At 47.7% G+C, this 13,161-nt stretch carries 3 protein-coding genes; 1 reads left to right on the plus strand and 2 read right to left on the minus strand.

Features of this window, described 5'->3' with window-relative positions:
• Positions 1 to 439 precede the first annotated feature (439 nt).
• Positions 440 to 9,394, plus strand: a complete 8,955-nt coding sequence (locus U2F10_RS33625) for a CHAT domain-containing protein (RefSeq protein WP_499874561.1) — start codon at positions 440 to 442, stop codon at positions 9,392 to 9,394.
• Positions 9,395 to 9,404: 10 nt separating this feature from the next.
• Here the strand turns inward: U2F10_RS33625 and U2F10_RS33630 are convergent, their stop codons facing one another.
• Together U2F10_RS33630 and U2F10_RS33635 are read right to left on the minus strand one after the other, a co-directional pair.
• Complete coding sequence (locus U2F10_RS33630; RefSeq protein ID WP_163698968.1) at positions 9,405 to 10,184, minus strand: DUF4114 domain-containing protein; 780 nt, start codon at positions 10,182 to 10,184, stop codon at positions 9,405 to 9,407.
• 342 nt (positions 10,185 to 10,526) lie between these two features.
• On the minus strand, positions 10,527 to 12,971 hold the full coding sequence (locus U2F10_RS33635; protein ID WP_499874563.1) for a cadherin-like domain-containing protein: 2,445 nt from the start codon (positions 12,969 to 12,971) through the stop codon (positions 10,527 to 10,529).
• Between the last annotated feature and the right edge of the window lie 190 nt (positions 12,972 to 13,161).

Below are 13,161 nucleotides of genomic sequence, written 5' to 3' on the forward strand. Positions count from 1 at the left end.
TCCGGACAGCTGTGAAGTTCATCACTGGTCCTAGCCGTTTCTAAACTTGACTCCATTATGGCCGGGTCAAGTCAACTGCCATAGTAAAGCTTCAATGGGTCCTGGAGAGGAATTAGTTATGTTCTTCCTTACCCGATCGGATTGACGCATCTCCTTGTATTTCAGGTGCTTTTACCTCTGATGTATGTAAGAGAATGAGTTTTTATGAAGGGTTCCTTATATACCTTATACATTTCGATACAATATCATCGAGTTTCGAATTCCTCAGGGTGTCCATAGGCAAAATCACATTGAACCAATTCTCACAATGATGGGCAAGTCACGCACTATAAAGGGTAACTTCAGTAAACTCCTTGGTTGGAAAATATTGAGCACAGTGCTCACCTTACAAAAGGTCATGATTGACTTTAGAGGTGCATCTGAAAACCAGAATAGCAACATGTCAAGCTCCCAGAAATCAACCCATATCAAGGATCAGCAACACTCAGAAAAATTGAAACAGTTGTTAATTCTTAGCTTTTGTAGTCTCTTACCAACAAGGCCAGCATTAGCTCAACTGATTCCTGATGCCACTACAAATACCCAGATTCAGCCCAACGTTAATGTGAGAGGCTTGCCATCGGATTTAATCGAGGGGGGCACGATCCGTAGCGATAATCTTTTCCATAGCTTTCAAGAATTTAACATTGCCCCTGGTCAGGCAGTTTACTTTGCCAATCCACTGGATATCAGTAACATTTTCTCACGAATCACTGGACAAAACACCTCTAGTATTGACGGCACGTTAGGGGTTCTGGGCAGTGCCAATCTCTTTTTACTGAATCCTAACGGCATTATCTTTGGACCCAGTGCCAGTCTAGATATTCCTGGCTCCTTTACAGCTAGTACGGCAGAGGCATTTACCTTTGGTGATGATGTCGAATTTAGTGCGACCAATCCTCAAGCGCCGCCTTTGCTGACCTTAAGTGTTACCCCAGGAGTTCAGCTGGGTCAGGGGGATATTACCAATGCCGGTAGTCTGGCAGTATCAACCGGACAAACGCTCACGTTGCAAGGACGCAACATTACCCACACAGGTGATCTCATGGTTCCTGGTGGCACGGTAGGGCTATTTGGTGAAACAGTAGGGATACTGGATAGCGCGCTGATTGATGTCTCGGAGAGCAACGGAGGGGGCACCGTTTTAATTGGTGGGCTCTTACAAGGTGCGAATCCAGAACTCAATGCTCAACGCACATTTATTGGTCCTAACACTCGCATTATTGCCAATGCCCTGCAATCTGGTAACGGTGGTACGGTTGCCATCTGGTCCGATCAGGTGACGGGTTTTTATGGCGATATTACGGCTCGTGGCGCTAATAACCCAGTACAGTTCTCTAATGGCGGGTTTGTAGAAGTGTCCAGTGGCGGCCATTTAATCTTTCGTGGCGCTGTCGATACAACCGCACCCTTTGGTCAAACGGGCATTTTGTTGCTAGACCCCACTACGATTACCATTGCCAACGGTACAGCCGATAGTGCAGCAGACGGAACAGATAGCTTTGCAGGGAATGCCTCTGGGTTGGCAGGACAGGTCTTGAGTGCTCCCCTAAGCGCGATTAATGATGTCAGTCCCAGCACGATTTTTGAATCTGAGCTGGAAGGTCTGTCTGGGGATACCGATGTTATTTTGCAAGCAACCGATGGCATTACGGTTGAAGATCTAGCGGATAACCAACTGCGTTTTTCCAATGGAACGGGTCGCATCGCCTTTATTGCCGATGCTAATGGAGATGGCATTGGGGATGTGGTGATGCTGGATTTACAAGATACTTTAGCAACCAATGGTAGAGATTTGACTATCTCTGGAGCCAATTTTTTGCTCGGCAACATCGACACATCCACCTTATCTGAAGAGATAACGGTGGATGTTGATGCCGGAGGCCCAATTCCAGCCACAGGTACATCGGGGTCTGCCCAGTTTAGCTTTACTGTTCCTGACGGAGTCGGCACTGTAGATGATCTGGATGTTCGATTTTCTGCTGCCCACACCTTTGATGCAGATTTAACGGTAACGCTAACAAGTCCTGATGATGACTCACTGATCCTCTTTGATAGAGTGGGGGGTAACGGTGATAATTTTCAAGATACGCTTTTCGATGATGATGCACCCGGTTCTATTAATGATGGAACGGCACCGTTTATTGGCACCCTTAGGCCCAACGAAGACTTAGATCTGTTTGCCGGAAACGTAGCCGACGGGGTTTGGATTTTAGATATTGTTGATAATGTTGGCGGAGACTCTGGCGAGCTGTTTAAAGCTGGAGATGTTGCCCCCTGGGGGGAAGTGGCTGGCACACAATTGTTGTTTGCTATTTTGACTGAAGGTAACGGTGGTGCGTTAGAGCTTAGATCGACGGGAGATATTTTAGCCAATGATATTACAACTTCTGGAGTGGGTGCCGAGGGCCAAGGCGGCTCAGTGGTGATTGATGCCGGTGGAGCATTGTCATTGACCAATATTAATACATCTGCCAATGGTGGTGGTGGAGATATTGCGATCGCAAGTCAAGGCAATATCTCCATCAATGATTTCAACACCGTTGCCCAGACATTTGGCGGGATAGGCGATGTAGTTGGTGGAGATAGTGGAAATATTACGATTGCGGGTCAGGGGAACGTTGCCATTGGAAATGGCAATACCTCTATGCAGACATTTGGGGGTACTGACAATGTGTTTGGTGGAGATAGTGGAAATATTGAGATTTCAGCTCAGGGTAGCATCCTTACAGGCGACTTAACCACAGGAGCCACCACGTTTTCTAGTAATGCTGACAATGTTGTTGAGGGCAGGGGAGGAAATATTACCCTGTCAACCGCCCTGGGCACGATTTCTGCGAACCGATTAGACACATACGCCCAGGGCATGTCTGGCAACACCTTAACCGGTGCAGATAGTGGAGATATCACCCTGTCATCTACATCTGGAGATATTCAAGTCTCATCCCTGGGCACCTTTTCCAATGACTTTGCTTCTGGGGATATCATTGATATTGGCGAGCGTGGCGACATTACCATTACAACAACCTCTGGGAATGTTGATATCTCAAGTATTGTTTCAAGACTCCTCGCCACTGGCAATAATATAACAGGTGGAGGCGGGGGTGATCTTTCAGTGTCAACTATCTCTGGCGATGTGACCCTTGGTAGTATAACTGCAATATCACAGGTATATGGCGATAACGTTACAAGTGGCTTTGGCGGTAACATTACCATTTCCTCAGATTCCGGTAACCTTGATATTGGACCCCTATCGTCAGATTCCAGGGTCAGGAGTAGTTCCTCTAACAGTGCTGGAGGAACGGGGGGAGACGTTAGGCTCTCAACGCGAACAGGAGCTATCTCTAGCGATGAGATCATCACCTCTAGTAATGGAGCAGGGGGGCAAGGCGGAGCCGTTGTTATTGAAGGTGGGCTGTTGTCATTAGCCAATATTGACACCTCTGCCAGTGGCGGCGGGGGAGATATTTCCATCTCAAGTCAACGCGACGTTACAATAGGTGATTTAACGACTGGGGCTGTGACATTCCGTGGATCCGCCGAAGATGCTGTCGTCGGAGGAGATGGGGGAGATATTTCCATCTCAAGTCAACGCGACGTTACAATAGGTGATTTAAATACTGAGGCTCGGACATTAGCTGGATTTGCCGATATTGCGGTCGGAGGAGATGGGGGAGATATTTCCATCTCAAGTCAAGGAAATCTCCTAACAGGTGATTTAGATGTCTCTGCAGAAACATTTTCTGGTGGTGACAATGCCATTGCAGGATCGGGAGGCGATATTGCCTTGTCAACCACCTCAGGTGATATTTTAACCGGCACGTTAACCACGGATACCAATTCCACAGGGGGTAACCTGACAGCGGGGGAGGGGGGAGATATCACCCTGTCCACCACCTCTGGTAACATCCAAATCCCGTCCATATTAACCATTTCTCGCGCCAATGCTTCAGATGATCTCATCGCTGGAAACGGTGGCGATATTGCCATTACAACCACTTCCGGCAATATCGATATCTCAACTGCTAATGCAAGAACAAGATCCAGTGGGGATAATGCAACGGACGGCAGCGGAGGTGATTTTTCTGTTGCCACCCTCTCCGGTGATGTAACCCTTGGAAGCATTACGTCAACGTCAGATATATCAGGAGATAATGTTTCAGGTGGCTCTGGAGGCAACCTTACTGTTTTCACAGACTCCGGCAATATTGATGTAGGAGGCGTATCTTTAAATTCCACAACCAGTAATAGTAATTCTTCTAGTGCTGTAGTTTCTGGAGGGACAGGGGGAGACATTCTGCTCTCAACCGTGACTGGCAATATCTCTAGCAGGTCTTTGCAAGCCACGACAATCATAAGTGGAAATACGGAGAATTTGATTGCCGGTACTGGAGGGCAGGTTGAAATTGCTAGCGAGGCAGGTACTATCAATCTCCAAACTATTAATACGTCTACATCACAAAGCTCATCAACGGGGACATTAATGGGAGGTCGCGGTGGTGATATTTCAATTACAAATAGAACTGGAGATATCCTTGTCACATCCGGCTTAGAAACCAGTTCAAATACGTCTTCTTCTGCTCAAACAGCCCCAACAATTGTGGGGGGAGATGGGGGAAATATCTCAATTACTAACGATGTTGGCGACATTACAACTCAGGTTCTGCGGACGTTTGCCAGTACATCTTCTTCAACCGGAAGTACCCAGGGAGGCGATGGAGGAAGTATTACGCTATCGTCCAACTCTGGAGATATTACCGTTACTGATTCTATAAGTACGTTCGCATCTCTCAATGCTGCCGACAGTGATGATGCAGTTGGAGGCGATGGAGGCGATCTGTCTATATTCTCCAACAGTGGTGAGATCGATCTGAATGTTCCGATATCCACCTTCTCGTTCTCAGAAGCAGGAGCATCAGGTAATGGGGGAGATATCTCTCTGATTACAGAACAAGGTAATATTTTAGGCACCAATGTGCTAACTGGTGAGGCGCTCTCCCTACGTTCATTTTCCATTTCTGAAAATGCGGCAGGGAGCGGTAGTGGGGGCCAGGTCATCCTGTCGGCTCAGGATTTGATTTCAGGTTTAGATATTTTGACGGTTTCTTCCCAAGGTCAGGCAGGAAACTTGTTAGTGAATGGCACTGGTAATCTGCTGTTAGATAATGTTGATCTCATCACCAGTGCCACAGTCTCCGTGAATATTGGTTCTGGTCCACCGCTGATTATTGAAATTGATGGGATTGGAGAATCGGGAGATGTCGATATTATTGGCAATGGCGATCTAACCTTGGGTAATAGCAGCATTATCAGTAGTGCCCAGGGCATCCGCGATGCAGGGGATGTACGCATTACCAGTCCAGGATTGATCACGATTCAAGACGAGACTCAGATTTCTAGCAATACGGTGAGTTCAGGTGCCGCTGGGGATATTTCGATTAATTCAGATACAGAGATTTTGGTTACAGGGGACAACACATTTTTGTCAGCAGTGACCGATGCCCAGGGCAGTGCGGGGAATATTTTGCTCAATGCACCCCAATTAACTCTGGCAGACAATGCTCGGATTACGGCCACAGCAACCGCCACAGCGACGGGTATTGAGGGCAGCGGCAGTATCACCCTAAATGCCTCTAGCATGGATTTGGCAGGTGAAGTGGGAGTTTTTGCTGAAACAGAAGGGCAGACACCGGCTGGTACATTGACTCTACAGCCGTTTGATACAAACTTTGGACAGGGGGCTGCTGTGTTAGATCCTGAGTTAAGTATTCTTCTAGCACCTGGTGCCAACATTTCTGCCTCGACATCTGGACAGGGACAGGGGGGAAGTTTACAGGTATTTGCGCCAGAAGCGATTACCATTGCCGGTCCCGGAAGATTGGCCGTTGAATCTAGGGGCGTAGGGGATGCTGGAGATATTGAGATTGAAACACAGCAGCTGACGCTGACCGATGATGTAGAGATCTCTGCCTCCACCTTTGGTACATTGCCTCTTCCCAATACGGGGACGTCTGGCTTTAGTAGTCCGGGGGATGCGGGGGATATCAGGGTGAATGTCGATACGGCCAACATTACGAACGGGGCAACCATTCAGACAAATACTGAAGGAATTGGCAATGCGGGCTCGATTGACGTCAATGTCAGCGATACTTTGAGACTGAATGGGGGTGCGATCGCAGCCAACACCACATCCACATCCACCGGTCGCGGCGGTAACATTAATGTAACGGCTAACACCGCCCGATTGAGTAATGGCAGCATTACCGTTAATAGCCAGGGCGCAGGGCAAGGAGGCGATATCTCCGTTGATGCCGATTTGCTCTCTCTGCGAAATCAATCGGACATTAGTGCCACCACCGCCAGTACCGACGGCGGCAACATCAGCATTCAAGCAGAAGATGCCCTGATCCTGGCCGATCGCAGTGAAATTAATGCCACAGCTGGTACAGCGGCTGCCGGGGGAGATGGCGGAAATATCGACATCAACGCCCAATTTATTGTTGCGCTGCGGGAAGGTCAAAACCGGATTACGGCTGAAGCGTTTCAGGGTAACGGCGGTAATATCAACATTGTTACCATTGCCTTGCTAGGTACAGAGGTGCTCGATATTTCCGCCTCTTCCCAGTTTGGCTTAGATGGTGAAGTCTCCATTAATTCCCCCAATCTTGATCCAGCTAGAGGCTTAACCCAGCTGCCCACTAATCTGACCGACGCCAGTAATCAAATTGCCAATGCCTGCGCTATTGATCAACAGGGTCAAGCCCAATTTGTTGTCACTGGCCGTGGCGGTTTACCCACAACACCCGCCAGTCTGGCCACCAGCTTTTATCTACTATCTGACCTAGGCGTTCGTCAGATACCCGTCATTTCACAAACACCCCAGCCCAAAGAAGTGAAGTTTGGGAACCCCCATGAAAATGTTGTCGAGCCCGCCAATAGTCTGCATCATCTGCTGCAACAAGCCGCCCGTGCCTACCATCAGGCGGACTATGTACAGGCGATTCATCAATGGCAACAGGCGGCAATCCAAGTCAGCTCAGGCAATGATCCTTTAACCTATGCAGCGATCCTCAGTAATCTTTCCCTGGCCTATGCTCAGCTAGGGGATTGGCAGCGGGCAAATGCCGCCATCGTGGCCAGTCAGCAGCTCCTCACCCCTGATGTGGTTACCCCCCAACTGCTGGCTCAGGTTTTGAATGCCCGTGCCAGCCTCAACCTGGGTCAGGGAAATACACAAATGGCCATCACCGACTGGCAACAGGCCGCCGCCATCTATGACCATATTGGTGATCGTTCAGGATACCAGCAGGCTCAGCTGAATCAGGTTCAAGTACTGCAATCAAGAGGGTTGTACCGTCAGGCTCAAGCTCAGCTACAAGACATTTGGGCATCGTTAGAGAACGAGCCCCCATCATCTGAAAAAGCAATCCTACTGTTGACATGGGGCAATAGCCTACGCATCAGTGGCGAACTATCCCAGGCAAAATCCACCCTGGAAACTGCGATGGCCATCGCCCAACAACTCAATCAGCCAGGGTTAACGAGTCGGATCTTACTTAATCTGGGACATGCTACCCAGGCTGATCAAGCCCTTGCCTATTATCAACAGGCATTTGCGATCGCACCCACTGCACTCAGTCGTTTTCAAGCCAGTATTAGCCAGCTTCGATTGCAGGCCAATCAAGACCCCGCAGCTGCCCAGCGTCTTTGGGCCAATCTCAAACCCACAATCCAGCAATCTCAGCTGCCCACGAGCCATGAGGCCATGTATGCCCAATTAAACCTGGTTCACACCGTCTTGAACTCTAGCCTTGAGCCGGTACCGGCTCATCTCTTGTCTCTGCTCGATCAGCTTGCTCAACAGTCTCAGATCCTGCAAGATCCAATTGCGGAAGCTTATACCCTGGGTTATCAGGGAGAAATTTATCGTCAACAACAACAGTGGCAACAAGCCGAAGCCTTGACACAAAAAGCATTCCGTCAGGCCCAAACCCTTCAACTCCCAGAAGTGATATATCCTGTTGCTCTGCAGCTAGGTCGGTTGCACAAAACTCAAGGTAAACGTGCCCAAGCCATCGATGCCTATGGGGCCGCCATTGATGCACTAGAAATTTTACGCAAAGACCTGATCGCCACCAGCGATGATGTTCAATTTACTTTTCGAGATGATGTAGAACCGATTTATCGGGAATTTGTCAAACTCTTATTGTCAGACAACACCAGCCATTCTCCCCAAGAAAACGATCTAAGGAAGGCCAGAGCACTGATTGAGGCACTACAGGTCGCTGAAATTAATGACTATTTCCAAGACGCCTGTGTGCAGGGATCGTCTACCTTTGCTGACGAAATTGACCCAGCGGCGGCCGTTATTTATCCAATTCTGTTGGAGGAGCGCCTTGACGTTATTATTAGCGTTGGCGGTAATCTAACGCATTACAGTCAGCCCGTTTCTTCTCACGAAGTAGAAACAACCATTCAACAACTGCTCGGATCGTTGACCTCGCCTATTCGAGCGAGACGAACTAGCACTACTCAACAGCTACAGCAAGTCTACGATTGGATAATCCGTCCAGCAGAAGCCGATTTAGAACAACAAAATATTGAAAACCTCGTATTTGTGGCAGATGGCGTTTTACGCACATTACCACTGACAACTCTCCATGATGGAGAACACTATCTGATTGAAAAGTATAATGTTGTTCTTTCTCCAGGCTTAAGTCTATTAGACCCACAGCCTTTGCCACAGCAGGGCCTAAACATGTTGGTGGGTGGACTCAGTGAGGCTCGCTCTGGCTTCCCCGCTCTACCCTTTGTCCCAGAAGAGGTCCAGGACGTCACGGCGCAAATTCCAAATAATCAAGTCTTACTCAATCAGACCCTAACTCAGCCTAATTTGCTGAACAGCCTCAAAACAGCCCCAGCCAATGTGGTGCATTTGGCTACCCATGGAGAATTTGGGGCAACAGCTGACGACACATTTATCTTGACTTGGGAAGGAAAACTCACCATGGAGGAAATGAGCCATGTGCTACGGGCACGAAATAGTAGTGACCTATCCCCGGTAGAGCTATTGGTCTTTAGTGCTTGTAAAACAGCATCCGGCGATAGTCGAGCTGTCTTAGGGATTGCTGGTACAGCCATTCGTTCTGGGGTACGCAGTACCTTAGCCGGACTATGGGCCATTAATGATCAAGCTGCCGCTGCCTTTATGGGTGAGTTTTACCAGGCGTTGGCACAGCCAGGAGTGACTAAGGCAGAAGCCTTTAGACAGGCACAGTTAACCTTGATGCAAGATCCAGAGTTAGCCTCTCCCTACTTCTGGAGTCCGTTTGTCCTGGTAGGGAACTGGCTATAAGCTGCTGTGTCTAAGGACGATGCAGATACATTAACCCAAATAGGCCCATACCCAAGACAGCGGCTGTGCCCATAGGTTCAGGCACAGATTGAGTTGCAGGCTCAGAAACCGTAGGCATTACAGATTGAGTAACAGCGGGCAGCACAGGGGGCGTAACAGGAGGCGTAACCACAGGAGTGGGAATCACATCGGCTGCTGGGCTGTTAAACCCTCTGATCGCAATAACAACATCATTAAAATCACGATCATTGCGACGACCTATGCGATCTTCAAATCCCAAGAGTAAAAATTCACCTGATTTATAGCTAGCGATATGGGCTTCACCATCAGGATTTTTACTAGCATCCATACCAAACAGGTTGCCATCAGCCTGTAAGAAGAAATCGACAACGGTACCGTTAGGCATTGCCCCCAAACTCTTTCCCTGGCCAAGCGATAAGGGGCCATCGGCCTCAGGGATTAAGCTATAGGGGGAGGCAATATCATTCCAAATAGTATTTAAATGATGGCCAGCATCTGTTGAATAGAACAGCTGGCTCCTAATAGCAGCTCCTTCATTAATAAAGAAGACTTCAATGTTATCTACCCCAGTCTCCCAGGTAACATCGTCCAGACTGACAGGGTTAAGGGCGGCATCACTAATGGCACTTCCCTCTTGATTGGTGGCCAGTCGATTAAATAATGACCATTGAGCATAGCTGAGCCCATAGCGATGGCCTAGCTGTTGCTCATAGGCCACTTTAGAAAGACTGGCAGCCTCTGCACCTGGGGTAAATACTGTGGCTGCCATCAGCGCAGCACAACATGATGTGAAGACCTGTGTAAACTTTATACTCATTAATTTTTTCCCGCAGCGACGATAGTGGATTGTGCGATATATCCACTATCGCCAATGGCAACAACAGAAAAAATCCCGGTTTATTCAGGTTTATTCAGGAAAAAAGCAGATTTATTCAGGTGTTGGGAAAGAAAAAGCGAGTATGGAACTATCCACACTCGCTTTAATCGCCCATAGAAAACTCAACTCGATGCCAGGTTGATCTTTTGCAGATAGTTAAAGACAACTAGAACCATGACAACACCAGTATCTATAGCAAAACTAGCTATAGCAAAACTTGTCTTGGTCAATCGGTTAAACAAACTGCGCCTGGGCAACAGATATGTTGGCATCTTGAACAAAACCAATCAAATCTGGTTGGTCATCGAGTCCTACATAGCTGATTTGCGTGCCTGCCCCCAGACCGTTAAAGTCCTCGACAAAGGTAAAGTCGTAGCTCTGGTTGGACACAGAAGACAGATCCTGAAGTTGAATCTGATCTGGACCACGTCCAAAATCAGTGATCACAGCCAGATCAGCATCACCCATACCCTGATAGAAAACATGTTTGTCGTTCCCCAGTACGAAGGTATCTCTACCATTACCGCCCGTTAAAATATCAAATTCACCTTTTCCTGGATTGCGTGAAGGTTGATCAACGCCCGAGAGCCTATCTGGAGCGTTGCCTCCATTGAGAATATCGTCTCCAGATGTTCCGGTCAGGATATCTTTCCCATTGCCCCCGTTTTGGGTCTTGCCAACTCGTACTTTGACCGTTCCAGTGTCCAGAAGTTCACCGTCACTGACTGTGTAATCGAACGTAGCAACACCGCTAAATCTTTTATTAGTCGAAGTGTAAATAATATTGCCGTCATCATTCAGAGTCACTGTGCCAACTGTCTTGCCATTCCTACTGACGGCATTTGCTGTCACTCCAGTGATCAACAGGCCATCACCGTTAGCATCGGTATCATTCGCCAAGAGAGTTGATGCCAGGATAGTCTTAGGATTGTTGAGGCTTTGATTGGCCGTTGCAATATCGTCAACAGCGACGGGAGATTCATTACTAGGACCACTAATGGCAATGTTCAGATTGACAGTGGCCGTATCGATTGCACCGGTCCCATCAGCAATTGTATAGGTAAAGCTATCCTCTACAACCCCATTTCCCAAGGAGCTATCAGGAGTATAGATAAAGCTACCATCACTATTGAGGGTTAAATTACCAAAGTCTAGCTGTATTGGGTTTCCGATCAGCGTATCATTGTCATTGGCAGCAATGACTGTAAGGGACGTGCCCTCAAAGTCAAAATCGGAACCCTGGCCATTATCCGATAGCACATTACCCGCAAACGAGTCAGTACTGGTTAAGGCAAAGACATCATCGACGGCAATGGGGATAAGATTAGTCGCAATTGACTCAATTTGGGTATCGAGATTGGTGCCAGTATTTTCAGTAATCACATCATCAAAAGTTTTGGTCCCAACAACAGCAGCCTCCAGGTCATTGGCGACTTGATTTTGGGTAACTTGCTGGGCCTGAAAGATGTTGACTACTGCATCCTGAGGAGAGTTATTGGTTGCCGTAGTTAAGATTTCTCCCGTACTGGCCGCAATCACCTCACTGATGGCAGTACTATTGTTGCTAACAGTGTCTAAATCGAGCGAAGGATCCTGATTTTTAAGGTTGGTGACCGTTGCCTCAAGGATAGTCTTCACCGTATCAACATCACCCAAGTCAACAGCATTTCCGGCTTCTGCCTCAGGTTGAATCACCTCAAGGGCTGTCATGGCAGTCGTGAGCTGCAGCGTCATGGGTGACTTATCTGGTAACGCCCCTGACAGGGTCTCCCCAGTCTGGACAATCAGGGTTTGCAAAGACACCAAATCAGCTAATACCTCAGCTCCCACGGAATCACCATTGGCCGCAGCTGAGAGTGGGTTAAAGGTGGTTAGACCGAGAGAATCGGGCAGGTCAAACGCCGTCTTGATCAGAGCTTGTGATTCTGCCGAAAGCAGCCCCACATTACTAAAACCGTCTCCTAGGGTGAGGTTGCGAAAGTCGAACCCTGAGTCATTAACACTGAGGTTAAAGTCTGCAATTGCATCTGGAGTGCCCCCTACGGTGGGGTCATCAACAAAAACATTAATGTTGAATTCAGACTGGACATCAAAATCCAGGTTAGTGCCAGCGACTAGAAATAATTCAGTACCTTCGATTTCAAAATTAGCGGCATCAGTCCCTGTGAGTCCAAGCGTGTTGGTGCCTAAATTATCATCGGTAACATTAATATCGGCAACCTTAATGCGAGTGGTCGTATCTGTGTCTTCCCGTAAAGCAGCAGTACGATTGGTCAAAGTTACTGCACTGGGGGCTTGATTAATGCTACCAATGACTAAATCATTGTTAGCACTCAGAGATCCTGCCTCTCCTGGAGTAGGTAACGTCAAATCAGGAATATCGGGAGACTCAATGATGCCGATAGATCCTTCACTGAGATCAAAAGCTGTTGTTGAGAAATAGTCTAAGTCAGAGCTGACATCTCCAGCCTGAACAGTATAAGTGAATTGTAATGTGTTGGATCCATTTCTGCCGCTGAAGTTAGCAAATCGATCAGTGGTGCCAGTCTCCAATAAAAGTCGTGGGTTTCCATTTACAAATAAGTTAGGGTTGTCAAACTCAACATTAATGGTAATGATATCGCCCACTGTATAGGCTTGATTGGAGTTAGGTGAGCTGACATTGATGATTTGAGCCATCTTTGAAATTTTCCCTGAAAGAACAACTTGGGTAGAATGCCTAAACCACATCCAGGTTGAAACCTGCAGTTTCTTTTAGATCAAAACGACTACTTTAGGCCTGAAAAAGATTTGATACAACATCGTAAACAATCATCAGAATTGATGATTGTTGCAGAATTTATCTGCTAACTGTTATTGCATTATCTTT

Source organism: Leptothoe sp. EHU-05/26/07-4 (assembly GCF_043421015.1).
Taxonomy (GTDB): Bacteria; Cyanobacteriota; Cyanobacteriia; order Phormidesmidales; family Phormidesmidaceae; genus Leptothoe; species Leptothoe turfae.